The organism is Curtobacterium sp. 'Ferrero' (assembly GCF_002412165.1).
Taxonomy (GTDB): Bacteria; Actinomycetota; Actinomycetes; order Actinomycetales; family Microbacteriaceae; genus Curtobacterium.
On sequence record NZ_NXIA01000004.1, the window covers coordinates 40,635 to 65,808 of the forward strand.

Below are 25,174 nucleotides of genomic sequence, written 5' to 3' on the forward strand. Positions count from 1 at the left end.
CCCGCACCGCGCCTCCCGGCCGTGGGTGGTCCGGTCCTCAGACCGCGGCGGTCTGGTACTGCGCGGCCAGCAGGCCGCCGGTGAAGCGCGCGATCGCGCGCGGTCCGGAGACCGGCGCGGACGCCTCGACCGCGGGGTTGTAGTTCGTGTTCGTGTTGATGTCGTAGACGACGTGTCGCCCGTCCGTGGTCTCCATGAACTCGACGCCGGCGATCGGGATGCGCTGCTCGGCGAGGAAGCCGCGCAGCTGCTGCACGAGCGGGTGGGAGGCGGTGACGTCCTCGCGGACGCTGAACGCGCTCGGCACGCCGGTGCCGGGGACCTCGCAGACCGCACCCGCGAACGTCTGGCTCCCGGGCTGGGGCACCTCGCACGCGTCGGCCGGGCAGAGCTCGAAGCTGCCGGCGCTGGTGTCGACGCGGACGGCGTAGACGAACTCGCCGCCGACGAACTCGACGCGGGTGATGAACGGCTCCCGCGCGGTGAGGTACTCCTGCAGGAGCGTGATGCCGTCGACCGGCTCCTCGAACTCGGGGCTGTCGACGTACGCGTCGAACTCCGCGAGCGAGTCGAACCGGCGCACGCCGAGGCCCTTGCCGCCCTGGTTGTGCTTCGTGATGAACGGCACATCCTGCCCGTCCGTGAAGCTCCGCGCAGCGTCCTTCAGCCCGCTCGACCCGAAGACGGCGGTCGTGCGCGGGACGTCGAACCCGGCGTCGCGGAGCAGTCCGTGCTGGGCGACCTTCGAGACCTCGAGCTCGAGGACGTGGCTGCCGTTCACGACCGTGCGACCAGCGCGCTCGAGCCAGCCGAGGAGCGCACGGGTGTACTCCTTGCTGTGCTCGTGCCCGCGGGTGTGGCTCGACGCCGACATCCGGCTCCAGTACACGCCGGGCGCGGGCTCCGACGCGAGGTCGATCTGCCCGTCGGTGAGGAGGATCTCCTCGACCGGGACGCCCTCGGCCTCGAAGGCGGCGGCGAGCGGCGGGAACCACTCGGGGTTCTCGTGGATGACGTACACGCGCGGAGTGCTCACCGCACCAGCCTAGGCACGCCGCGTTGCACGCTGCCAAGTGTGTGACGCGCCATTGCGATCCGTCCCGTAGGATTCCACACATCAGTACAGTGTCCGCGTGCGACTCATCTTCATCGACGAATCGGCCCGCGACGACGCGTTCTACTTCTTCGGCGCGCTGGTGGCCGATGCAGCTGCGGTGAGACAGATCGAGCGAGGTCTGGACGGGGTGGCCCGCCTCGTCGCCGCACACGTCGCCGGCTTCGATCCGGACACCGAGTTCCACGCCGTCGACATGTTCCACGGCGATCGGGCGTGGAAGCGTGTGCCGATCGGTTGGCGGGTGAAGGCGTGCACGCTCGTCGCGAAGGTCCTCGCGCGTTCGAGCGCGTCGTTCATCTTCCGTGGTGTCGATCTCGAGTCACACGAACGGAAGTACGGACTGGACGCCTACCCGGCGCACCTGCTCACGCTGGCACAGGTCCTCGAGAGCGTGCATGAACGCCTGAAGTGGTTGGACCACCCGGAGCAGTTGGGGCTCGTGCTCGCCGACGAACACCACTCTGCCGCAGGCGCGCGCAGGAGCCTCAGGAGCTTCAAGGTCGAGAGCGCCCCTTGGGTACACGAGGAAGCCCCTCACGCGCATCGCCGACACGATCTACTTCGGCCCGTCCCACGAGAGCAGGATGCTGCAGGCTGCCGATGTCGCGACGTACTTCCTCAACCGCTCGAAGACGATCGCGGAGAAGGACCCGCGGTCAGCTGACGCGGTCCGGAAGATCGTCCATTTCATCGATCAGATCACCGTCGTCGACTACGTCTGGGCGCCGAGATGACACAACGCCCCGCGAGAGCGGGGCGTTGGCTGGGTGCGGGAGGCCTTCGGCGTCCTGCTCTGCCACAGTAGCGCGACCATCCGAAAGTGGGCAAGTGCGCCGGAGGCACTTCCCGCTCCGTCCGGGCCCGTCACGACACTCGATCCCGCTGCTGGGGGTGGCCCGACCCGCGCGACAGGACGACGCGGAAGCGCGCGCCCCGGTCGGCGGGCTCGGCGGTGATGCGTCCGCCGAGCCGTTCGACGAGACGCGCGGCGATCGAGAGGCCGAGCCCCGTGCCGACCGGACGATCGTCGCGGTACCGGTCGCGGAGCGCGCCGCGGACGAACGCACGGTGGAGGTCGTCGACGGCGATGCCCGGCCCGTCGTCCGCGACCTCCACGGCCACGCCGTCCGGCTCGTCCGTGACGCGCACCTCGACGAGCCCGCCGGGGTGGGCCACCCGCAGCGCGTTCTCGAGGAGCCCGTCGACGACCTGGCGCAGCCTGAGCGGGTCGGTGAGCGTCGCCGCGTCGGCGGCCGCGGGCACCTGGACGACGCGCGCCCCGACCGTCGCGGCACGTCCCTCCCACGCCCGGACCGACGCGGCGACGACCTGCACGACGTCGACGAGCTGGCGGCGGATCGGGAAGTCGACCGCCTCGAGACGCGCCAGGGTCAACAGGTCGGCGACGAACGCGTCGAGGCGATCGGTCTCGGCCCGGACCACCGTGCCGACGCGCGCCGTGTCGTCGGCGGGGACGAGGCCGTCCGCGAGCGCGTCCGCGTAGCCGCGCACGGCCGCGAGCGGGGTCCGGAACTCGTGCGAGATCGACGTGAGGAACTCGCGCTGGGCGGCCTCGGAGCGGGCCAGCTCACTGTCGAGCACGGCCAACGCACGGCGGACGTCGGCGATCTCCGTCACCTCGGCGGCTCCGGCGTCGGGCGCTCCCCGGTCCCCCGCCAGCACGCCGCGCTCCCCCGCGGCGAGTCGGGCGGCGATCGCCGAGACACCCCGGAGCGGCCGGGTGACGAACCGCGCGACCGCCACACCGAGGCCGATGGCGACGAGGACCCCGATGAGGAGCGCGACCGCGAAGCGGGCGAGGACGGTGTCGGCGTGCAGGACCGACACGTCCTCGACGGCGACCACGGACCCGCCGCCGCGGGCCGGGACCGCCTCGACGAGCAGCGTGCGCCACCCGTCCACCTGCCGGACCGACAGCCGGTCCGCCGTGGTGAGCCGTGCCTCCAGGCCGGACGGCACGGACGTGGTGACACCCCGGAGCTCGCCGTCCCCGCCGGCACCGAGGTCGATCCGGCCCTTGCTTCGACGCTCGACGCGGGCGGCGAAGGCCGCGCGCTGCCCGGCCGGCGCAGCGGCGACGGCCTGCGCGGTGGCGAGGAGCACCTGACGGGTCTGCCCGATCGACTCCTGCCGGACGAGCTGGAACCCGACCACGCTGACCGCGAGCACCGCGACCAGCGCGACCGCCACCGTCGTGGCCACGATCCGTCCGGTGAGGCTGCGACTCCTCACCGGGGTCCCGCCGGGTCGAAGGCGTACCCGACGCCGCGGACCGTCCGGATGCCGGCGGAGTCACCGAGCTTGCCGCGCAGCTGGGCGACGTGCACGTCGACCGTCCGGGTCCCGCTGAAGTCCGCGACGCCCCACACGGCGCTGAGCAGCCGGGACCGCTCGAAGACCCGACCCGGCTCCGAGGCCAGGTGGGCGAGCAGGTCGAACTCCGTCGCGGTCAGGGCCACCGGCCGTCCGTCGAGCGTCACTGTGCGGCGGACCGTGTCGATCCGGAGCGCGCCGGCCACCACGACGGGCGCGGACCGCGGAGTCGCCCGCCGGACCAGGCCGCGCACCCGCGCCGCCAGCTCACGGCCGGAGAACGGCTTGGTGACGTAGTCGTCCGCGCCGAGCTCGATGCCGAGCACCCGGTCGACCTCGGTGTCCCGCGCGGTGACGAGGACGACCGGGGTCCAGTCGTCCTCGGCCCGCAGCGCCCGCACGAGCTCGATGCCGTCGAGCCCCGGCAGCCCGATGTCGACGACCGCTGCCACCGGAGCCGCCCGTCGGATCGCGGCGAGGGCGTCGGCGCCGTCACGCAGGACGAGCACCTCGAACCCCGCGTCGCGCAGGTACAGGCGTTCGACGTCGGCGATCGCCGGCTCGTCCTCGGCGACCACCACCAGTCCGCGTGCTCCGTCCACGTCGCCGATCCTCCGACCTGCCGGCCGGGAACGGCACCGGAACCGGCCACGCTCGGTACACGTCCGTACAGAACCCGAACGAACCGGTGACCGAACCCGATCGCGCGCGCCACATCATCGTCCCCGAGGCGGTCGAGGGACCGCCGACCGAAGGGAACACCATGCGCACCACCACCAACCGGCGTCTGCTCGTCGGCACCGCAGCCGTCGCCGTCGGCCTGTCCGTACTCGGCGGCGCCGCCGCCGCGAACGCCGCGCCGACCACGCCCGCGCACGCACACGCGCGGCTGACCGCCGCCGAACGCACCGACCTCCGTCGCATCGAGCACGCGATGCCGACGTCCCTCCGGCACGCGCTCCGGGCGGCCGAGCACCACCGCACCGAGGCGGAACGCCGCAGCGCGCTCGCGGCCGTGGAGCGGAAGGTCGCGTCGGGCGGGTACGGCAGCACCGCCGAGACCGTCCTGCACGACGTCACGGCCGCCGGGACCTCGGTGCTGCCGACGAAGACCGCGGCACGGCTCCGGGCGATCGAGGAGGGACGGCGGACGCGCATCGATCGTGACGTGCGGGTGTTCCTGCGCCGGGCGCTCGACGGGCGGTACGGGTCGACGCTGCAGCAGGAGCTGACGTCCCTCGGGAGCGGGCTGCCTGCGGTGCCGGGGTCCGGGTCCGCTTCCGGGTCGGCGTCGTCGTCCGGGTCGGCGTCGTCGTCGGGGTCGGCGTCGTCGTCGGGGTCGGCATCGTCGTCCGGGTCGGCGTCGTCGGCCAGCTGACGGGCTCCGGTCAGCCGGCGAACGTCTGCGTGCCGAGGACGCCCAGGAGCGCGAGCTTCTCGGCGTCCTCGGTCCCGGCCGGTGCGGTGAAGAGCAGCAGCGCCTGAGCCCGGTTGTCGGTGTGCAGCACCTGGCAGTCGACCGCGATGCGACCGAGCTCCGGGTGCACGAACGTCTTGTGGTCCTCCCACCGGCTCCGGACCTCGTGCAACGCCCAGAGCTCCCGGAACTCTGGGCTCTCCCGCTCCAGGTCGGCGACGAGCTGCTGCGCGCGCCGGTCACCCGGGCCCGCCGCACCGACCGCCGCGCGCAGGCTCGCCACCTGCGCCCGAGCCAGGCGGTCGTGCTCCTCGGGCGCGTACTTCGCCCGCTCGGACCCGGTCATGAACCACCGCCACGGCTGGTACCGCTCGTTCCCCGGCAGACCGACCGTCGACCCGATGAGCGCAGCGCCGAGCCGGTTCTCGACGAGTGTCTCCCCCAGGTCGTTCACCACGATCGCGGGGGTGTCCTCCAGCCGGTCGAGCACGCGCAGGATCGCCGGGTCGACGTGGTCCGCTCGACGCACCCGCAGCGGAGCGTTGTGCCCCGCGAGGTGGAAGAGGTGGTCACGTTCGTCGAGGGAGCAGCGCAGTGCTCGGGCGATCGCCGCGACCATCTGCTCGGACGGCTGCGGTCCGCGCTGCTGCTCGAGGCGCGTGTAGTAGTCGACGGACATCCCGGCGAGGGACGCCACCTCCTCGCGGCGGAGGCCCGGCGTGCGCCGTCGCGCTCCGGCCCCGAGTCCCACGTCCTCGGGTCGCAACAGCTCGCGTCGGCGGCGGAGGAAGTCGGCGAGGCCCGGGCGGTCCATGCCTCCATCGTGCCTCCCTCGCCGCGGGCGTGCCAGGGATCGCCGGTCCCCCGATGACCGCGCTCTGCCTCGCCGACACCCGTCGGCGCATCGTGGTGGTCATGGACATCACGAACGCCACCGTCTTCATCCCAGGCGCGACCTCCGGCATCGGCCTCGGTCTCGCCCTCCGTCTGCAAGCGGCGGGCAGCACCGTCGTCATCGGCGGACGCCGCGCCTCCCTGCTCGAGTCGCTCCACGAGGAGCACGGCTTCGACACCGTGGTCGTGGACGTCGCCGACCCCGCGTCGATCGCCGCTGCCGCCACCACGGTGCTCGCTGCGCACCCGGACCTCGACACCCTGGTCACCATGTCCGGCATCATGCGTCCCGAGGACCTCCGCGATCCGGGGCACGTCGCCGACGCCGTGGCCACCGTCGAGACCAACCTGCTCGGCACGATCCGGCTCGTGGACGCGTTCCTGGCGCACCTCCTGACGCGACCGGCCGCGACCGTCGTCACGGTGTCCTCGGGGCTCGCCTTCACGCCGCTCGCCGCCACCCCGACGTACAGCGCGACGAAGGCCGCGGTGCACTCGTACACGCAGTCGCTCCGGCAGCAGCTGTCGGGATCGCCGGTGTCGGTGCTCGAGCTCGTGCCGCCGGCCGTGGCGACCGACCTGCTCGGCGGCGCCGACTTCGGGGGGATGCCGCTGGACGCGTTCCTCGACGAGGTCGTCGGGCTGCTGACCGACGGTGCCGGGCCGGAGCTCCTGGTCGAGAACGTCCTGCCGCTCCGGTGGTCCGAGCGCAACGGGAACCAGCAGGAGCTCATCGAGGCGCTGGCCGGCCGGGGGCACTGAGCGGGGGCGACATCGGCGTGGTCGTGTGGCGTGCGGCCGGCCGGGCGCGCGCGGCTTCGGGGGGCGGGTGCAGCCAGGTCAGAGGGCGTCGAGCAGTCGCCGCAGCTCAGCCTTCGCCTCCGGCATGCGCTCCGGACCGATGAGGCGCTCACGCTGAGCACTGATGCGGACGGTCCCGGGCTTCGCGCCGTCCTCGGTGTTCACGAGCACGGATTCACGTGTCGGGAACGTCCACCGTGCCGAAGGACGCTTGCCCCCGCGGGACTGCGCGGTCGGCGCGAACCCGAATGCTCCTGAGCAGACCGGGACGATCGCGTCGAGGACCGGCTCGCGCTCGCCTGGCACCTGTCGCGACGCCGAGACGGCGAACGTCCCGTCGGAGCGCTGCCCCGGGATCCGCAGGCCCCGGGACTGCTCGTACCCGATGGTCACGCCCTGCGCCCACCACGAGTCCACGCCGTGCTCAGCGAGCCAGGCCGCGATCGCGGCGTGTCCGATCCGCTGGCCGTCCGCTGCGTCGATCGCCGCGTACCACTCGTCCGGGTGTCTCCCCGTCGCTGCGAGGACGCGCTCCGGCGCCATCCCCTGCACGTGCGAACGCACCGTCCCGTCGGTCATGCGGACATCGTAGGGCCGGTCCGTTCGCAGGACAGGTGGTGGGTCCTCAGGCGCGGAGCGCTCGGCCGCGCCCCACGAACCGCACCACGTCGGCGGGGAGGAACAACGGCAGGAGCGAGGCATCGACCACGCCGAACGAGGGATCGACCGTCACGAGCCCGTCGGCGTCGGCGGCCATCACGAGCGCTGCGTGCACCGCGCTGGACGACGACAGCCGGAAGCGCTCGCTGTAGTACATCAGGTCTTCCATCAGGTCCGACACCTCGACGTGCACGGCGTCCGAGTGCATCAGGACGGCCCGCCACCGACCGAGGAAGGCGCGAGCGAGCTCGACCTGTTCTCCGGACGTCAGCCGACGGGTACTCCCCTGCCTCGAGGACGCGGCGAGCCGGGCCGTGGCGAACGCCCGATCGTGCAGTTGGAGTTCGAGCAGATCGGTGAACAGCAGCCGCGTGCCTGCCGAAGTGAGGCGTTCGAGGAAGTCCGAAGCGGCGGAGTGGTGCTGCGCTTCGGACTCCAACGCCGCGAAGACGAACGTGTGCTCGAGCACCACGCTCTCCGGCATGCACTCAACCGTCTCCATCGCGCTGACCCGGTCGAACCGGGTCACCGGGGGCCCAGCGTCCAAGCCGGGTGATGGATGCGGCTCGGCACCACGGGGAACGTCGGGGCGTCGAGGATCGACCGCACCGCCCGTGCCCGCTCGGCCGGGCTGCCTTCCGGGCGACGTCGCCCTCGTTCCAGTTGTGCCGAGCTGAGACGCCCGATCGCCGGCCCGTGCCGAACCGAGTCTGTCCGGCTGCCAGTGATGTCAATGGTCATCGTTCCTCCCCGAGTTCGAGGAACACCCTAGGAACGCAGCTTTCCGACCACCAAGAATGTCGCATTCCGCTGGCCGGGTCCGTCAGCCGGCGGCGAGCACCGTCCGAGCGAGGCGCACGAAGTCCTCGCTCCCGATGACCTCGCCCCGCGCGGTCGGGTCGATCCCCGCAGCGGTCAGGACCTCGGCCGCGTGCGCGCTGCCCCCGAGCACACCGGACAGACTCTGCCGGAGCATCTTGCGCCGCTGCTGGAACGCCGCGTCGACGAGCACGAACACCCGCGACCGCAGGAGCTCGTCGCCCGGCTGCTCGCCACGGTCGAAGCCGACGAGGACGCTGTCGACGTTCGGCACGGGCCAGAACACCTGGCGGCTGACCTGCCCCGCGATCGACCAGGAGCCGTACCAGGCGGCCTTCACGCTCGGCGCGCCGTAGACCTTGCTACCCGGGGCGGCCGCGAGCCGGTAGCCGACCTCGGCCTGCACCATGACGAGCGCCCGCTCGATGGACGGGAAGGTGGCGAGCAGGTGCAGCAGCACGGGCACGGACACGTTGTACGGCAGGTTCGCGACGACGTGCGTCGGGGCCTCCGGCAAGTCGGTCGCGGCGACGGTCAGGGCGTCCTGGTGCACGACCTGCAGCCGTGCCCCGGGCTGCATCGCCGACACCGTCGCCGGGAGCTGCGCGGCCAGGCGTCCGTCGATCTCGACCGCGGTCACCGATGCTCCGGTCTCGGTCAGCCCGAGCGTGAGCGACCCGAGACCGGGCCCGATCTCGAGCACCCGCGACTCCGGGGTCACCCGACCGGCGGCGACGATGCGCCGCACGGTGTTCGCGTCGTGGACGAAGTTCTGCCCGAGCTTCTTCGTCGGGGTCACGTCGAGCTTCGCGGCGAGGTCGCGGATCTCCGCAGGACCGAGGAGCGCGCCCACGGTCACTCGGCCACCGTGACGGGCTCGGCGTCCCACGCGCCGTACACGGTCTCGGTGTTCGAGGCGATCTGCGCGGCGAGCATCGAGACGTCGGTCCCGATCGTCTCCGCCATCGACCGCAGCGTGAGCGGGATCAGGTACGGCGCGTTCGGACGGCCGCGGTACGGCGTCGGCGTGAGGAACGGCGCGTCGGTCTCGACCATGACGAGGTGCCGCGGAGCGATCTCGAGGGCGTCGCGGAGGTTCTGGGCGTTCTTGAACGTCACGGTGCCGGCGAAGGACATGTACCACCCGCGCTCGGCGCAGAGGCGAGCGAGGTCGGGTCCGCCGGAGAAGCAGTGGAAGACGGTGCGCTCGGGAGCGCCGACACGATCGAGCACCTCGACCACGGCGTCGTGCGCGTCCCGGTCGTGGATCGTCAGCGCGAGGTCGTGCTCCTTGGCGATCCGGATGTGCTCCTCGAACGAGCGGACCTGTGCGGCGCGGCCGTCCTCCCCCGTGCGGAAGAAGTCGAGCCCGGTCTCGCCGATCGCCCGGACGCGCGGTAGGGCGGCGAGCTCGGCGATCCCCGCGAGGTGCTCGTCCAGGGTGCCGGCGGCGTCGAGTACCGGCGCCTCGTTCGGGTGCAGCGCCACGGCCGCCAGCACGCGTGGCTCGCGGGCGGCGATCGACGCGGACCACCGGGACGTCGCGAGGTCGGTGCCGACCTGCACGACGCCACGGACGCCGACGCTCGACGCCCGGTCGAGGTGTTCGCGGTAGTCGAGCGGACCGTCGCCACCGTCGCCCACACCGTCGGCGATCTCCATGTGGGTGTGGTTGTCGTAGACGGGTACGACGAGTGCCTGGGGCAGTGGCGGGTAGCTGAGGTCGCGCTTCGAGCCGCCGCCCGATCCCTCGCCGCGGGCTCGGACGTGCGCCGCGTCGGTCACGCTGCGCCCTGCTCCGGCTGCTGCTCGATCCGCGGGAAGAGCCCGGACTCGAGCGGGACGACCTGCGCGGCGGCCTGCCACTCCCATGCACGGTCGATGCGCTGCTCCGCGATGGAGCCACCGGCACCGATCGACGCCCACAGCTTCTGGGTTGCCTTCGGCATGACGGGCGACACGAGCACGGCGACGGTGCCCAGCCCGCGCAGCGCGGTGACGAGCACGGTCGCGAGCCGCTCACGCTTCGTCTCGTCCTTCGCCAGGGCCCACGGCTCATGCTCGGTGATGTAGCCGTTGAGGGCGTCGACGAGCTCCCACACGGTGGCGATGGCGTCGTGCGGCGCGAAGGCACCCACCGCGGCGTCGGCGCGCTCGGTCACGGACTTCGCGAGCGCCTCGATCGCCGCGTCGGCCTCCGTCAGCTCACCCGCCGCGGGCACGACGCCGTCGAAGTACCGGCCGAGCATCGCGACGATGCGCGACGCCAGGTTGCCGAACCCGTTGGCGAGTTCGGCCTGGTAGCGCGCGGAGATGTCCTCCCAGCTGAAGTTGCCGTCCTGCCCGAACGTGATCGCGCGCAGGAAGTAGTAGCGGAAGGCGTCCGAGCCGAACGTGTCGGTGATCTCCGACGGCGCGATGCCGGTGAGCTTCGACTTCGACATCTTCTCGCCGCCGACGAGGAGCCAGCCGTGGCCGAACACACGCTCCGGGACCGGGAGCCCGGCGGCCATCAGCATGGCCGGCCAGATCACCGCGTGGAAGCGGGCGATGTCCTTGCCGACGATGTGCACGCTCGGCCAGAGGCGCCGGAAGGCCTCGTCGTCGTCCGACCCGTAGCCGAGCGCCGTGACGTAGTTGAGGAGCGCGTCGAACCACACGTAGAGCACGTGGTCGTGGTCCCACGGGATCTGGATGCCCCAGTCGAAGCTCGACCGCGAGATGGACAGGTCGCGCAGGCCCTGCTTGACGAACGCGATGATCTCGTTGCGGACGCTCTCGGGCTGGATGAACTGCGGGTTCGACTCGTAGAGGTCGAGCAGCGGCTGCTCGAAGTCCGACATGCGGAAGAAGTAGTTGCGCTCGGACAGCACCTCGACCGGTATCGAGTGGATCGCGCAGACCTGCTGCCCCTCGTACGCTCCGGTGCCGGGGACGAGGTCGCTCGGCTGCTTGTACTCCTCGCAGCCCACGCAGTAGAAGCCCTCGAACTCGCCGGCGTAGATGAAGCCGTCGTCGTACAGCTTCTGCAGGAACGCGGTGACGCCGCGCTCGTGCCGCTCGTCGGTCGTGCGGATGAAGTCGTCGTTCGCGACGTCGACCGTGTCGAGCAGCGGCTTCCAGGCGTCGGTGACGAGCCGGTCGGCCCACTCCTTGGGCGTGACGTCGTTCGCCGAGGCGGTGCGCAGGATCTTCTGGCCGTGCTCGTCGGTGCCGGTGAGCAGCCAGGTGTCGTCCCCACGCTGACGGTGCCAGCGCGCGAGCATGTCCGCGGCGACCTCGGTGTACGCGTGCCCGATGTGGGGCACGTCGTTCACGTAGAAGATCGGCGTGGTGATGCTGAAGGAGCTGCCGTCGGCCATGCCGACCATCCTACGGGCGCGCGGCGCGCGCATGACGCGGCTGTGGACGAGCCGGACGGGAGGCCCGTGGCGGCGCCGCCCCGTGCCTCCCGTCCGGTCGTGGGTGCGTCAGCGCGCCGCGAGCGCGCCCTCGTAGAGGTCGCGCTTGGACAGGCCGGTCGCGTCCGCGACCGCTGCGGCCGCGTCCTTCATCCGCGAGCCCGCCGCGACCCTTTCGAGCACGAGGCGGACACCGTCCTCGACGCTGGTGGCGTCGAGCGCGCCGGACGACCCCTCGACCACCACGCAGATCTCACCGCGCACCCCCGCTGCCGCCCACCCCGCGAGTTCCGACAGCGACCCGCGCCGGACCTCCTCGTGCAGCTTCGTGAGTTCACGGCACACCACGGCGCGTCGCTCGTCGCCGAAGCCCGCGGCCATGTCCGCCAGGGTGTCGGCGAGCCGGTGCGGCGACTCGAAGAAGACCATCGTGCGCTGCTCGCCCGCGAGTGCCGAGAACAGCCGCCGGCGCTCGCCCTGCTTGCGGGTCGGGAACCCCTCGAAGCTGAACCGGTCCGTCGGCAGACCCGACACGGCGAGCGCCGTGAGCACCGCCGACGGTCCCGGCAGCGCGGTCACGGTGACCCCGGCGGCCGCGGCGGCGGCGACGAGCGGGAAGCCCGGGTCGCTGATCGCCGGCATGCCCGCGTCGGTGAGGACCACCACGTCCTGGTCGCGCGCGAGCTCCACGACCTCGGACGCCTTCGCCCGTTCGTTGTGCTCGTGGAGGGCGACGAGCCGGGGCCGGTTCTCGATCCCGAGGGCGCGCATGAGGTGCACGGCGGTCCTGGTGTCCTCCGCGGCGACGACGCTCGCGTTCGAGAGGGTCTCGACCAGGCGCCGGGACGCGTCTCCGAGGTTGCCGATGGGGGTGGCTGCGAGCACGATCACCCTCCCATTGTCGTCGCAGCCCGTTGCTGGACTCGCCTCCGTAGGATGTGCGCGATGACCAGCGAGCTGACCGACGACCGCACGGACGTGGCGGGACGCCCCACCGGCTCGCGCCTCGACGACTGGTGGGGCCGCGTGCTGCGGACCTCGACCCGGGTCGCGGTGTGGCGCTGGACCGGGCCCCTCGCGGTCACGGTGCTGGCCGCGCTGCTGCGGCTGGTGGCGCTCGGCACCCCGCACGCGCTGGTGTTCGACGAGACGTACTACGTGAAGGACGGCTGGTCGATCGTGCACCTCGGGTACGAGGGCACCTGGCCGGCGAACTCCACCGAGGACGGCGCACCGACGACCGACCAGCGGTTCGCGGACGGGCAGACCGACCTCTACACGAGCGCCGCGGAGTTCATCGCGCACCCGCCGCTCGGCAAGTACCTCATCGGCCTCGGGATGCTGCTGTTCGGGGCGGACAACGCGTTCGGGTGGCGGTTCACGGTCGCGGTGCTCGGGACCGCCACGGTGTTCCTGACCGCGGTGATCGCGCGTTCGCTGTTCCGTTCGACGCTCGTCGGCACGCTCGCCGGGTTCCTGCTCGCCGTCGACGGCCAGGCGATCGTGCTGTCGCGGGTGACGCTCCTCGACGGCATCCTCACCTTCTTCGTCGTCCTCGGCGCGGGGGCGCTGCTGCTCGACCGGCGGTGGACCGAGCGGCGGCTGGACGCGTGGGTGTCCCGCCGGGTCGCCGCGGGCAAGGCGACACTGTGGGGGCCGTTCCTGTGGTGGCGGCCGTGGCTCGTCGCGATGGGCCTGGCCCTCGGGCTCGCCACGGCGACGAAGTGGTCGGGACTGTACTTCCTCGCGTTCTTCGCGGTGTACTCGGTGCTGAGCGACATGCTGATGCGTCGCCGTGCGGGCATCGCGTTCTGGTCGTCGAGCGCCGTCCTCCAGCAGGCGCCGGTGTCCTTCCTGCTCACCGTGCCGATCGCGGCCGCCACGTACCTGGCGTCGTGGACGGGCTGGTTCGTGTCCCGCGACGGCTGGGACCGCGACTGGATCGGCACCGGCGGCGGGCAGCGCTGGACCGGCGTGCTCGCGTGGGTGCCGGACAGCCTGCAGAACTGGTGGCACTACCAGTCGGAGATCTACGGGTTCAACATCGGCCTGCACACGCCGCACTCGTACCAGGCGAACCCGCTGCTCTGGCTGGTCATGCAACGACCGACGTCGATGTACTACGTCGGCACGGACGCAGGCCAGGACGGCTGCACCGCGAGCCGCTGCGGCGAGGCCATCACCGGCATCGCGAACCCGTTCATCTGGTACGCGGCGGTCGCGGCGGTGATCGCCCTCGTCGTGCTCTGGTCGATGCGCCGCCGGTGGGAGTACGGCTTCGTCCTGCTCGGCGTCGCGGCGGGGTACCTGCCGTGGCTGATGTACGTGGACCGGACGGTGTTCCAGTTCTACACGATCGCGTTCGAGCCCTTCATGGTGATGGCGCTCGCGGCGGTGATCGGGTTGGTGCTCGGTCGGCGGACGGACGAACGCTCGCGGCGGACCCGGGCGATCGTGTGGGTGGGCGTGTACCTCGGCGTGGTGGTGCTCGCGTCGGCGTACTGGTACCCGATGTGGACCGCGATGCAGATGCCCTGGGACTTCATCCGATCGCACTACTGGATCCCGAGCTGGCTGTAACCGGTCCGGGGGCTGCGGGCGCTGCCATCGCGGGTTCGGGCGTCGCGGGTGCGGCCGTCGCGGGTGCGGCCGTCGCGGGTGCGGCCGTCGCGGGTGCGGCCGTCGTCAGGCCTTCGGCTGCATGGCCCGTTCGAGGGCGTCGCGGTCGAGGGGCGACCCGACCATGGGGTCGGCGTGCTCGGGTGGCATCACGCCGTCGATGAGCACCTGCGCGTAGCGCCGCCAGGCATCGGGATCGGTCGCGCGGGTGGTGTCCGCGACGGCGCCGAGCATCTGGGTCAGCATCGGCAGGTCGCGGTAGTCGAACCCGTCGCGCACGACCCCGGCGGCTCGGGCTCGGCCGATGATCTCGGACACCTGGGACTCGAGCCGGTTGCGCTCCTCGACGATCGACGGCCGGGCCTTGCCGGCACGGACGATGGCGTCGGCCAGCGCGCGGTCGCGAGCACGGAACTCGAACACGCCCATCAGGTAGACGCGGAGCGACTCACGGGGGTCGAGCTCCTCGGCAGCACGGGCCGCGGCGCCGTTCATCGCCTCGAACTTGGTCGCGAGGAGCGCCTCGATCAGGGAGTCCTTGTCGGCGAAGCGGCGGTAGACCGTGCCCACTCCGACACCGGCCTCGTGCGCGATGTCGTTGAGCGTGACCGACAGCCCGCGTTCCGCGAAGCACTTGCGTGCCGTCTGGAGGATCAGCTCGCGGTTGCGTGCGGCGTCCGCCCGGAGGGGGCGGTCGAGGTCGGTGGTGCTCACGGCTCCGAAGATAGTTGAACTTTCTGGGAACAAGCGGATGCGGTCCCTCCGTTTTGCCCTACACTGGCCGCAAGCGGATGCACCACATCCGCTTCGTCGGTCCGTCCGACCCCTCCATCCCCTCCACCTTCCAGAAGGAGGCCTGCCCGTGACGGCAGAACAGACCGCGCCGACCCCGACCGGGTCCGTGCCGACCACCGCACCCACCCCGCCGACCGCCCCCGCCGGCGGTCGCACCGAGCACCGTTGGATCGCCCTCGCGGTCATCGCGCTCGCCCAGCTCATGGTCGTGCTCGACGCCACCATCGTGAACATCGCGCTGCCCTCGGCGCAGGCCGACCTCGGGTTCGGAACCGACCAACGGCAGTGGATCGTCACCGCATACTCGCTGGCCTTCGGCTCGCTGCTCCTGCTCGGCGGGCGACTCGGCGACCTCTTCGGCCGCAAGAACACCTTCATCATCGGGCTCGTCGGCTTCGCTGCCGCGTCCGTGCTCGGCGGCCTCGCCGACTCGTTCGGCCTGCTCGTGGCCGCCCGGGCCCTGCAGGGTGCGTTCGGGGCGCTGTTGGCACCGTCCGCGCTCGGCATGCTCACCACGACCTTCCGCGACCCGAAGGAGCGCGGCCGGGCGTTCGGCATCTTCGGCTCGATCGCGGGCTCCGGCGCGGCGATCGGCCTGCTGCTGGGCGGCGTGCTGACCGAGTACGCCACGTGGCGCTGGTGCCTCTACGTCAACGTCGTCTTCGCGGTCCTCGGCGTGATCGGCGCCCTCGTGTTCATGGCGAAGCCGCCGAAGGTCGAGCGACCCCGCATCGACGTCGCCGGTGTGCTGACCATCACGGCGGGGCTCGTCGGCATCGTGTACGGGTTCTCGAACGCCGAGACCAACGGGTGGGACGCCCCGCTCACCATCGTCATGCTCGCGCTGGGCGTCGTGCTGGTCGCCGCGTTCGTCGTGATCGAGACCCGGGTCGCCCACCCGCTCCTGCCGCTCCGCATCGTGCTCGACCGCGACCGCGGGGGCTCCTACCTCGCGATCGGGCTCGTCGCGATCGGCATGTTCGGCATCTTCCTGTTCCTGACCTACTACCTCGAGCAGACCCTCGGGTTCTCCTCGCTGCAGACGGGCCTGGCGTTCCTGCCGATGCCGCTGTCGATCATCGTGTCGTCGACCCAGATCGGCGGCCGACTCCTGCCGCGGGTCGGTCCGAAGGTCCTGGTCTTCGTGGGCGGACTGGTGGCGGCGACCGGACTGCTCCTGCTCCTCCGCACAGGGGTCGACAGCACCTACGCCGGCACGGTCCTCCCCGCACTCGTCGTGATCGGTCTCGGCATGGGGACGATCTTCTCGTCCGCGATGAACACCGCCACCACCGGGGTCGCCCGGGCAGACGCGGGCGTGGCCTCGGCGACGGTGAACACCATGCAGCAGATCGGCGGCTCGATCGGCACCGCGCTCCTGTCGACGATCTTCGCCGACGTCGTGCAGGCGCGGCTCGACGGGCTGACCTCGGCGCCGACGAAGCTCCAGCAGGCGCAGGCCGTGATCGACGGGTACCACGCTGCGTTCGGCATCTCGGCCGGGGTGCTCGTGCTGGTCGCGCTCGCGGGCGGCCTGCTGATCAACCGGCAGTCGGTGCGCCTGGGTCGTCTCGAGCACGCCGCCGCCGGAACGACCGGGAGCATCCCGACCGCGGCGCACTGACCGTCGCGGCGAGCTGACCGCAAGGTCACCGCTGTGGAACGACTCCGCCGCCGTCGAACGAGGGCCGCGGAGTCGATCCACAGCCGCGTCCCGATCACGCTCGCCCACTTCGATCCGAATCGCGCGGCACCGATTCCTGTGCCGTTGCGCAGTGTTGCGGGAGCCCTGTGACGCGTCAGGGGTCGCGATTATGGTGAGCGGCATGGCCCCCGTCCTGACCTCGCCGCTCGTGTCGACGCAGTGGCTCGCGGACCACCTCGGTGCCGACGAGCTCGTCGTGCTCGACGCGTCCGTGCACACGGTCGGCACGGGACTGGACACGGTCTGGCGCCCGGCGCACGACTCCTACGAGCAACACGGCCACGTCCCCGGCGCGCACTACGCCGACCTCGTCACCGACCTGTCCGCCCCGCACACCGACGTCCCCTTCACCCGTCCCGGGGCCGAACAGTTCGAGTCCGCCGTGCACGCACTCGGCGTGACGAACGCCTCGACGGTGGTGGTGTACGACGACAGCGTCGGCGAGTGGTCGGCGCGGCTGTGGTGGATCTTCCGCTCGTTCGGCTTCGACTCGGTCGCGGTGCTCGACGGCGGCTTCACGAAGTGGCGGGACGAAGGACGACCGGTACGCATCGGCTCGTCGTCGTCCGCCGCGCCCGCAGCCGGCCAGGACTCGTTCCTCGCCGGGGAGACGCGCGAGCTCTGGGCCGACCACGACCGCGTCGTCCGGGCCACGACCGGCGAGCAGCCGGCGGCCCTCGTCCTGGCCGCCGACGAGTCGGTCCTCGGGGACGACCACCCGCCGGTGATCCCGGGCAGCACCCCGATCACGGTGGGGAGCCTCGTCGACCCCGCCACCAACGCCTACCGGAAGGGGCAGGCCCTCGCGGACGCGTTCGCCGAGGTCATCGACTCCGAGGAGATCGTCACCTACTGCGGCGTCGGCAGCGCGGCGTGCGTCGACGCCCTGGCACTGACGGTGCTCGGTCACGAGCGGGTGCAGGTGTACGACGGCTCGCTCGTCGAGTGGTGGCGCCTCGAAGCGGGGTCCGTCGCCTCCTGACGGCCCGCCGCGCCGACGGACGCACCACCGGGCTGTCCGACGGACCGACCGACCGACCGACTGAGTGACGGACGAGCCGCGGCAGCGCCACCGACGTCCGACCGCACTACCGTTGCACCATGGGCACGAGACGAGCGGTCATCCTCGGCGGCACGGGCGGCATCGGCTCGGCGGTCGCCCGCGAGCTGCTCGACGGCCCCGACGACTGGCAGGTGGAGGTGGTCGCGCGCCGAGGCGGTCCGGTCGCCGACGCGCTCGTCACCGACGGTGCCACCTTCACGCCGGGCGACCGACGGGACACCACGCTGCTCCGGTCACTCCTCCGCCCCGGTGCCGACCTGCTCGTCGACACGGTCGGCATGACCCGGGACGACGCCCTGCAACTCCGCCCCTTCCTCGACGACGCCGGCTCGACGGTGTTCGTGTCGTCGAAGGCGGTCTACGTCGACGAGCAGGGGCGGCACGCGAACTCGACCGAGCGCCCGGTCTTCGGCGGCCCGGTCACGGAGCTGCAACCGACCGTGGCACCGGCCGACGCCGACCCGACGAGTCGCGATGGCTACGGCGCGTCGAAGGTCGCGGCCGAACAGGTGCTGCTGGACCACGGCGCCCCGGTCACCGTGCTCCGACCGTCGAAGGTGTACGGACCGCACATCGGACGCCCGCGCGAGTGGTTCGTGGTGCGGCGAGCGCTCGACGGCCGGGAGCGGATCCTGCTCGCCGACCGTGGCCGCGGGGTCGACCACACGACGGCGGCGTCCGGGATCGCATCGCTCGCCGCTCGCGCCGCGGACGTGCCCGACCGTCGCATCCTCAACGTCGCCGACGCCACGGCCCCGTCGGTCCTCGAGATCGTCCGGACCGTGGCCGCACACCTCGACCACGAGTTCGAGGAGGTCCTGCTCGACGAGGACGCTCCGGCATTCGTCGGGCTGACGCCGTGGTCGTCCCCGACTCCCTTCGTCCTCGACACCACGGCGGCACGAGGGCTCGGATGGCAGCCACCCGCCTTCGGCGACGCCGTCGCACCAGAGCTCGACTGGCTGGTCGACACGGCGCACCGCGTCCCGGTGGACGGCGACGTCCCGTGGGCGGACGACCCGTTCTGGGAGCGGATGTTCGACTACGGCCCCGAGGACGCCGCACTCGCCCTCCTCATGCTCGGCCGCGGCTGACCGTGCCGCGTTCGGAGGTCCTGTTCATCGGTGGACGGTCGGGGGTCGGTAAGTCCACGGCCGCCGAGGCCCTGCACGACCTCCTCGTGGCGGCCGACGTCCCGCACGCCGTCATCGAGGGCGACACGCTCGACCTCGCCCACCCCGCTCCGCACCTCGCGCACCCGGAGGCGCACCTCGCCGAACGGAACCTCGCCACGCTGTGGGCGCGGTACCGCGAGCTCGGACACCACCGCCTGGTGTACACGAACACGGTGTCGGTCCTCGAACACACCGCCCTGGCGGCGGCGATGGGCGACGATCCCGTGGTCACCGCCGTCCTGCTGCGTGCGGGTGATGCGACCACCGCCGACCGGCTGCGGCGTCGGTCCGGCGGCCGACTGCCCGAGGCGCAGGTGGCGCACAGCGCCAGGACGGCCAGGAGGCTCGACGCGGCTGTCGAGGGCCAGGTCACCCGGGTGGACACGGACGACCGCGCGCCGGAGGACGTGGCACGTCGACTCGCGTCGCTCACGGGGTGGTTGCCCGCGCGTCCCGCACGCCTGTGACCGGGTGACTCGGGGGCTGACGTTTGTGGACGGCACGGCGCCGTCCACAGGTCGCCGCTGCCACTCTCCCATCCAGGTCCGGCGGGGCAGGCTGGACGCATGACCGACAACCGACTCGGCTCCGCGATCAGCCCCTACCTCCGTCAGCACGCCGACAACCCGGTGGACTGGCGGGAGTGGGGTCCGGACGCCTTCGCCGAGGCACGCGAGCGCGACGTCCCCGTGCTCGTGTCCATCGGGTACGCCACCTGCCACTGGTGCCACGTGATGGCGCGCGAGAGCTTCTCGGACCCCGACGTCGCCGAGCTCCTGCGGCAGGACTTCGTCGCGGTCAAGGTCGACCGTGAGGAACGTCCCGACGTCGACGCCTCCATGATGGCGGCGGCGAGCGCGTTCACCGGGCAGCTGGGGTGGCCGCTCACGGTGTTCACCACACCCGATGCCCACGTCTTCTTCGCCGGGACCTACTTCCCGCCGCAACCCGTGCAGCAGGTGCCGTCCTTCCGCCAGGTCCTCGGCGCGGTGCTCGATGCGTGGCGGGAGCGTCGGCAGGAGGTCGACGCGAACGCGTCCGCCATCGCGCGGGCGATCCGGCAGGGAGCCGAAGCGGACGCGACCGCCACGTCGGGTGACCAGCGGGGCGGCGACGAGCCGCGCCTCCCGTCCGTCGACGCGATCCACGGGGTCCTCGACCAGTTGCTCGAGGTCGAGGACACCGTCCACGGCGGTCTCGGCGGCGCCCCGAAGTTCCCGAGCGCGCCGCTGCTCGAGTTCCTCGCCGACCTCGCGGCCGACGGCGCAGACCGGGCGCGAGGACTGCTCGACCGGACCCGCTCCGCGATCGTCGGGTCGGACCTCACGGATGCCGACGGCGGCGTGTTCCGCTACGCGACGAAGCGTGACTGGAGCGTGCCGCACTACGAACGGATGCTCTACGACAACGCCGGACTGCTCGCCGTGGCGGACGCCGAGCAGGCTCGGGGCATCGCCGCCTTCCTCCGCGACACCCTGCGACGACCGGACGGCGCGTTCGTGGCGGCGCAGGACAGCGAGTCGACCATCGACGGCCGGCGGGTGGAGGGCGAGTGGTACCGACGACCGCTCGCGGAGCGCGCGACGCTCGACCCGCCACCGCTCGACGACCAGGTGCTGACCGGGTGGAACGGACTGGCGATCCGCGGGTTGGCCGTCGCGGGTGGTCGACACGGCGACGACGAGATGATCGGCCTGGCGCGTGGGGCAGCCGACGCGGTGATCGCCGCGCACCTCGACGACGGACACGTCGTGGTGCGCTCGAGCTCACCGCGTGGTGCATCGACCGCGCCGCCGACCATCGAGGACGTCGGGCTCTTCGCGGACGGCCTGCTCGAACTCGCCCTGGTGACGGGCGAGGTGACGTACGCCACCGTCGCACGCGGGCTCGTGGAGGACGGTCTGACCGGGCGGTTCGACGCCGACCCCGTGCTGGCCTCGGCGGGCACGGCGACCGGGGAACAGCCGCAGACCGCGCTCCGGTCGGGCACGGTCGGACTCGCCTCGGCGGCGGCGACGCTCGCAGCGCTGACGGGCGAGCAGCGCTTCCGCGACGACGCTCGACGGCTCGTCGCGGACCGCGCACGGAGCGGCACGGAGCGCCCGCTCGGGTACGCCGATGCCCTCGGGGTCGCCCTGGCGCTCCAGCGACCGTCACGTGAGGTCGTGGTGATCACCTCGGACCCCGGCGATCCGCTGCGCGACGCCGCCCAGACGAGTCGCCGTCCCGGCACCGTCGTCGTCACCGTCACGCCCCGGCAGGCACAGGCGTGGGCGGCCGCGGGATACGGGCTCCTCGACGGTCGCGCCGGCAAGGACCCCGCGGCGTACGTCTGTCACGACCACGTCTGCGCGCTCCCCGCCACCACGGTGGACGCCCTCGTGGACCAACTCGGCTGACCGGCCCGGGGACGGTATCCTGGAATGCTCATGTCTGACACGCCCGTCATCACGTACCCGCCCGAGCTGCCCGTCTCGCAGCGGCGGGACGACATCGCCGCCGCGATCCGCGACCACCAGGTCGTGATCGTCGCGGGTGCCACGGGGTCGGGCAAGACCACGCAGCTGCCGAAGATCTGCCTCGAACTCGGCCGCGAGTCGATCGGCCACACCCAGCCCCGACGCATCGCGGCACGCACGATCGCCGAGCGGGTCTCCGAGGAACTCGGCAGCGAACTCGGCGACCTCGTCGGCTACCAGGTGCGCTTCACCGACAAGGTGTCCGCGAACACCAGAATCAAGCTGATGACCGACGGGATCCTCCTCAACGAGATCCACTTCGACCGCGACCTGAAGCGCTACGACACGATCATCATCGACGAGGCGCACGAGCGATCGCTGACGATCGACTTCCTGCTCGGGTACCTCAAGCGGCTGCTCCCCCGCCGTCCGGACCTCAAGGTCATCATCACGAGCGCGACGATCGACCCCGAGTCGTTCTCGCAGCACTTCGGCGGGGCTCCGATCATCGAGGTGTCCGGCCGGACGTACCCGGTCGAGGTCCGCTACCGCCCGCTGGTCGCGGAGGACGCCGACGCCCCGGACGGCGACGACGACGAGGACGACCCGCGGACGGACGACCACGGCACCCGCTCCGGCCCCGGCGGCACCGGCGACGACCGCGACGTCCTGCAGGGCATCACGGACGCGCTGGACGAACTCGCACGCGAGGACCCGGGCGACGTCCTCGTGTTCCTGTCCGGCGAGAACGAGATCCGCGATGCGCAAGAGGCCATCGAGGGCAAGCGCTACCCGGGCACCGAGGTGCTCCCGCTCTACGGTCGGCTGTCCGCCGCGGACCAGCACCGGGTGTTCGAGCGCCGCAGCACGCCGGGCATCCGCCGTCGCGTGGTCCTCGCCACCAACGTCGCCGAGACCTCGCTCACCGTCCCCGGCATCAAGTACGTCGTCGACACCGGCACGGCCCGCATCTCCCGGTACTCGCCGCGCGCCAAGGTGCAGCGCCTCCCGATCGAGGCGATCAGCCAGGCGAGCGCGAACCAGCGTTCGGGTCGCGCCGGCCGCACGAGCGCGGGCATCGCCATCCGGCTGTACTCCGAGCAGGACTTCGACCGGCGCCCGGAGTTCACCGACCCCGAGATCCTCCGGACGAACCTCGCCGCGGTCATCCTCCAGATGATCAGCCTGGGCTTCGGCGACATCGAGTCGTTCCCGTTCCTGCAGCCGCCGGACTCCCGGGGAGTGAAGGACGGCCTCGACCTGCTGCGGGAGCTCCGTGCGGTGGACCGTGACGGCCGCATCACGAAGACCGGCCGGCAGCTCACCCGACTGCCGATCGACCCGCGGCTCGGACGGATGGTGCTCGAGGCCGGTCGCCAGGGCGTCGGCCGCGAGGTCATCGCCATCGTCAGCGCCCTGAGCATCCAGGACCCGCGAGAGCGTCCGCTCGAGAAGCGCGCACACGCCGACCAGCTGCACGCCCGCTTCGCCGACCCCACGAGCGACTTCCTGACGCTGCTGAACCTCTGGAACCACATCGAGGACAAGCAGGACGAGCTCTCGTCGAGCGCGTTCCGGCGGTTGTGCAAGGCCGAGTTCCTCAACTACCTCCGCATCCGCGAGTGGCAGGACCTGTACCGCCAGCTCTCGCGCGCGGCGAAGCAGGTCGACGTCCGCGTGGGGCAGTCGCGGAGCGAGGACGGCGACGCCGTGCACCGCTCGCTGCTCGCCGGACTCCTCAGCCAGATCGGGCTCCGCGACCGCGAGAAGCGCGACTACCTCGGCTCCCGGAACACCCGGTTCGTGGTGTTCCCGGGCAGTGTCCTCGCGAAGAAGCAGCCGGACGCCGTGATGGCCGCCGAACTCGTCGAGACCAGTCGGCTGTTCGCCCGGACCGTCGGCAAGATCGACCCCGCCTGGGTCGAGCCGCTCGCCGGCGACCTGCTCAAGCGGACCTACGGCGAGCCGCACTGGGAGAAGAAGCAGGGCGCCGTCGTCGCGTACGAGCGCGTCACGCTCTTCGGTGTGCCGATCGTGCAGCGGCGACGCGTGCAGTACAAGCGCGTCGACCCCGAGCACTCCCGCGAGCTCTTCATCCGGCACGCCCTGGTGGAGGGTGAATGGGACTCGCAACAGGCGTTCGACCGTGAGAACCGTCGCCTCCGCAAGGAGCTGGAGCAGCTCGAGGAGCGCACCCGCCGCCATGACATCCTCTTCGACGACGAGAAGATCGTCGACTTCTACGACGCGCGCATCCCCGCCGACGTGGCGACCACCCGCGACTTCGAGGGGTGGTGGCGGAAGGCGAGGCGCGACCAACCGGACCTCCTCACGATGCGTCGGTCGGACCTCCTGGCCGAGGACGCGGCGGAAGCCGCGCAGGACCAGCAGGAGTACCCGACCCAGTGGCGCTCGGGCGACCAGCGCCTGGCGATCAAGTACCGCTTCGAGCCGGGCGCGCAGGACGACGGCGTGAGCGTGCAGGTGCCCCTCGCGCTGCTCCCGCGCATGCGCGAGGAAGGGTTCGACTGGCAGGTGCGGGGCCTGCGGAAGGAGCTCGTGACCGCGCTCATCAAGTCGCTCCCGAAGCAGATCCGCAAGAACATCGTCCCCGCGGCGGACTGGGCCGAGAAGATCGTCGCCGAGCTCCCCGACGACGCACCGACGGAGCCGACCGAGTCGTTCCGCTCGACGCTGGCGAAGACGATCCAGCGCATGACCTACGTGCCGGTGTCCGAGTCCGACTTCGACCTGTCGCGCGTCCCGCCGCACCTGCTGCCGACGTGGGCCGTCGTCGACGAGCGCGGCCGTCGGGTCGAGTCCGGCAAGGACCTCGCGGCCCTGCAGACGAAACTCAAGGACCGCACCCAGCAGAGCGTCGCCTCCGCCACGGCGAGGGCGAACCGGCCGGGAGGCGCGGCCCGCGTCGCGCAGGCCGGTTCCGACCTCGAGCGGTCTGGGCTCACCGCGTGGCCCGCTGGTGACCTCCCGCGCGTCCTCGACACGAAGCAGTCCGGCGGTGTGATCCGTGCCTACCCCGCGCTCGTCGAGGAGGGCTCCGGACCCAAGGCGACCGTCGCCGTCCGGCTGCTCGCCACCGAGCACGACCGCGCGGTCGCGATGCCGGCCGGGGTCCGTCGACTCGTCATGCACGCGGTGCCCTCGCCGGTGTCGTACATCCAGCAGCACCTGACCGCGCAGGAGAAGCTCGCCCTCGCCGCCTCGCCGTACGCCTCGACGCAGGCGCTGTTCGACGACGTCCTCGCAGCGGTCGTCGACGCGGGCATCCGCGGCACGCACCCCGACGGCCTCGTGTTCGAGCAGGCGGCGTTCGAGCAGGTCCGCGACCGGGTCTCCGCGACCGTCGTCGACACGATGTTCACGGCGGTGTCCGAGGTCGCGGCCGTGCTGACCGCGCACCGTGACGCCGAACGGGCCCTGAAGCAGGCGAACTCGATGTCACTCCTCGGCGCGCTGACGGACATGCGGCAGCAGCTCGAGCGCCTCGTGTTCCCCGGGTTCGTCTCGGTCGCCGGACTCGACCGACTCCGCCGCGTCCGCGTGTACCTGCAGGGGGTGACCGCGCGGGTGCAGAAGCTCCTGCAGAACCCCGGGCGTGACGCCGCGTGGATGCGCGAGGTCACCGTCGCGACCGACCGCTACACCGACGCGGGCGGGACGTTCCCCCCGGCGGTCGGCGCGCACCCCGAACTCGTCCACGCACGGTGGATGCTCGAGGAGTTCCGCCTGAGCCTGTTCGCGCAGGAGCTCGGGACCGCTGAAACGGTGTCGCTGCAGCGGATCACGAAGGCCCTGGCAGCGGCGCGCTGACGACCGCGCACGCAGCGAGCGGGACGAGCGTGCAAGCAGCGAGCAGCACGAGCCCGCACACGGCGCCCGGCCCCGACGGGCCAG

At 72.0% G+C, this 25,174-nt stretch carries 21 protein-coding genes; 10 read left to right on the top strand and 11 right to left on the bottom strand.

What is annotated here, in order from left to right; translation table 11 throughout:
• Positions 1 to 37: 37 nt before the first annotated feature.
• Positions 38 to 1,036, bottom strand: coding sequence for a RimK family alpha-L-glutamate ligase (locus tag Csp2054_RS05530; RefSeq protein ID WP_096898315.1), 999 nt, complete (start codon positions 1,034 to 1,036; stop codon positions 38 to 40).
• 635 nt (positions 1,037 to 1,671) lie between these two features.
• On the opposite strand from Csp2054_RS05530, the gene Csp2054_RS18705 reads away from it, so the two are divergent.
• Entirely contained in the window at positions 1,672 to 1,851 is a 180-nt protein-coding gene (locus Csp2054_RS18705) for a DUF3800 domain-containing protein (protein ID WP_411897138.1), read from the top strand.
• Positions 1,852 to 1,981: 130 nt separating this feature from the next.
• Here Csp2054_RS18705 and Csp2054_RS05545 read toward each other — a convergent pair whose 3' ends face one another.
• Complete coding sequence (locus Csp2054_RS05545; protein WP_176491573.1) at positions 1,982 to 3,340, bottom strand: sensor histidine kinase; 1,359 nt, start codon at positions 3,338 to 3,340, stop codon at positions 1,982 to 1,984.
• A gap of 26 nt (positions 3,341 to 3,366) precedes the next feature.
• Positions 3,367 to 4,053 carry a response regulator transcription factor gene (locus tag Csp2054_RS05550; protein WP_096898319.1) on the bottom strand — a complete coding sequence of 229 codons (687 nt, stop codon included), beginning with the start codon at positions 4,051 to 4,053 and terminating at the stop codon, positions 3,367 to 3,369.
• Positions 4,054 to 4,214: 161 nt separating this feature from the next.
• On the opposite strand from Csp2054_RS05550, the gene Csp2054_RS18020 reads away from it, so the two are divergent.
• Entirely contained in the window at positions 4,215 to 4,829 is a 615-nt protein-coding gene (locus tag Csp2054_RS18020) for a hypothetical protein (protein WP_176491574.1), read from the top strand.
• A gap of 10 nt (positions 4,830 to 4,839) precedes the next feature.
• Here the strand turns inward: Csp2054_RS18020 and Csp2054_RS05560 are convergent, their stop codons facing one another.
• Positions 4,840 to 5,682 (bottom strand): helix-turn-helix transcriptional regulator, encoded by an 843-nt coding sequence (locus tag Csp2054_RS05560; RefSeq protein WP_096898321.1) that lies wholly within the window; start codon positions 5,680 to 5,682, stop codon positions 4,840 to 4,842.
• 101 nt (positions 5,683 to 5,783) lie between these two features.
• Between Csp2054_RS05560 and Csp2054_RS05565 the strand changes: the two genes are divergently transcribed.
• On the top strand, positions 5,784 to 6,524 hold the full coding sequence (locus Csp2054_RS05565; RefSeq protein WP_096898473.1) for an SDR family oxidoreductase: 741 nt from the start codon (positions 5,784 to 5,786) through the stop codon (positions 6,522 to 6,524).
• Positions 6,525 to 6,602: 78 nt separating this feature from the next.
• On the opposite strand, the gene Csp2054_RS05570 is transcribed toward Csp2054_RS05565, so the two are convergent.
• The 6 genes from Csp2054_RS05570 to rsmI all read right to left on the bottom strand — a co-directional run bounded on the left by Csp2054_RS05570 (position 6,603) and on the right by rsmI (position 12,334).
• Positions 6,603 to 7,142 (bottom strand): hypothetical protein, encoded by a 540-nt coding sequence (locus Csp2054_RS05570; RefSeq protein WP_096898322.1) that lies wholly within the window; start codon positions 7,140 to 7,142, stop codon positions 6,603 to 6,605.
• A 46-nt stretch (positions 7,143 to 7,188) separates the two neighbouring features.
• The gene (locus Csp2054_RS05575) at positions 7,189 to 7,707 is read right to left on the bottom strand and encodes a hypothetical protein (RefSeq protein ID WP_141399149.1); all 519 of its coding nucleotides are present in this window, start codon (positions 7,705 to 7,707) and stop codon (positions 7,189 to 7,191) included.
• Between the two features lie 339 nt (positions 7,708 to 8,046).
• A complete protein-coding gene (gene rsmA, locus Csp2054_RS05580; protein WP_096898475.1) occupies positions 8,047 to 8,895 on the bottom strand; it encodes a 16S rRNA (adenine(1518)-N(6)/adenine(1519)-N(6))-dimethyltransferase RsmA in 849 nt (282 codons plus the stop codon).
• 2 nt (positions 8,896 to 8,897) lie between these two features.
• The gene (locus Csp2054_RS05585) at positions 8,898 to 9,827 is read right to left on the bottom strand and encodes a TatD family hydrolase (RefSeq protein WP_096898324.1); all 930 of its coding nucleotides are present in this window, start codon (positions 9,825 to 9,827) and stop codon (positions 8,898 to 8,900) included.
• On the bottom strand, positions 9,824 to 11,404 hold the full coding sequence (gene metG, locus Csp2054_RS05590) for a methionine--tRNA ligase (protein ID WP_096898474.1): 1,581 nt from the start codon (positions 11,402 to 11,404) through the stop codon (positions 9,824 to 9,826). Before metG ends, Csp2054_RS05585 begins: the two co-directional genes overlap by 4 nt.
• A gap of 108 nt (positions 11,405 to 11,512) precedes the next feature.
• Positions 11,513 to 12,334, bottom strand: a complete 822-nt coding sequence (rsmI, locus tag Csp2054_RS05595; protein ID WP_096898325.1) for a 16S rRNA (cytidine(1402)-2'-O)-methyltransferase — start codon at positions 12,332 to 12,334, stop codon at positions 11,513 to 11,515.
• Between the two features lie 54 nt (positions 12,335 to 12,388).
• Here rsmI and Csp2054_RS05600 point away from each other — a divergent pair, with 54 nt between their 5' ends.
• Positions 12,389 to 14,023, top strand: a complete 1,635-nt coding sequence (locus tag Csp2054_RS05600; RefSeq protein ID WP_096898326.1) for a dolichyl-phosphate-mannose--protein mannosyltransferase — start codon at positions 12,389 to 12,391, stop codon at positions 14,021 to 14,023.
• A 105-nt stretch (positions 14,024 to 14,128) separates the two neighbouring features.
• Here Csp2054_RS05600 and Csp2054_RS05605 read toward each other — a convergent pair whose 3' ends face one another.
• Complete coding sequence (locus tag Csp2054_RS05605; protein ID WP_176491575.1) at positions 14,129 to 14,776, bottom strand: TetR/AcrR family transcriptional regulator; 648 nt, start codon at positions 14,774 to 14,776, stop codon at positions 14,129 to 14,131.
• Between the two features lie 148 nt (positions 14,777 to 14,924).
• On the opposite strand from Csp2054_RS05605, the gene Csp2054_RS05610 reads away from it, so the two are divergent.
• The 6 genes from Csp2054_RS05610 to hrpA all read left to right on the top strand — a co-directional run bounded on the left by Csp2054_RS05610 (position 14,925) and on the right by hrpA (position 25,090).
• Positions 14,925 to 16,481, top strand: coding sequence for an MFS transporter (locus Csp2054_RS05610; RefSeq protein WP_096898327.1), 1,557 nt, complete (start codon positions 14,925 to 14,927; stop codon positions 16,479 to 16,481).
• Positions 16,482 to 16,683: 202 nt separating this feature from the next.
• The gene (locus Csp2054_RS05615; RefSeq protein ID WP_176491576.1) at positions 16,684 to 17,544 is read left to right on the top strand and encodes a sulfurtransferase; all 861 of its coding nucleotides are present in this window, start codon (positions 16,684 to 16,686) and stop codon (positions 17,542 to 17,544) included.
• Between the two features lie 119 nt (positions 17,545 to 17,663).
• Positions 17,664 to 18,719 (top strand): NAD-dependent epimerase/dehydratase family protein, encoded by a 1,056-nt coding sequence (locus Csp2054_RS05620; RefSeq protein ID WP_096898329.1) that lies wholly within the window; start codon positions 17,664 to 17,666, stop codon positions 18,717 to 18,719.
• Positions 18,720 to 18,721: 2 nt separating this feature from the next.
• Entirely contained in the window at positions 18,722 to 19,267 is a 546-nt protein-coding gene (locus Csp2054_RS05625; RefSeq protein ID WP_096898330.1) for an ATPase, read from the top strand.
• Positions 19,268 to 19,366: 99 nt separating this feature from the next.
• Complete coding sequence (locus tag Csp2054_RS05630) at positions 19,367 to 21,199, top strand: thioredoxin domain-containing protein (protein WP_096898331.1); 1,833 nt, start codon at positions 19,367 to 19,369, stop codon at positions 21,197 to 21,199.
• 30 nt (positions 21,200 to 21,229) lie between these two features.
• Positions 21,230 to 25,090 (top strand): ATP-dependent RNA helicase HrpA, encoded by a 3,861-nt coding sequence (hrpA, locus tag Csp2054_RS05635; RefSeq protein ID WP_096898477.1) that lies wholly within the window; start codon positions 21,230 to 21,232, stop codon positions 25,088 to 25,090.
• Positions 25,091 to 25,174 lie beyond the last annotated feature (84 nt).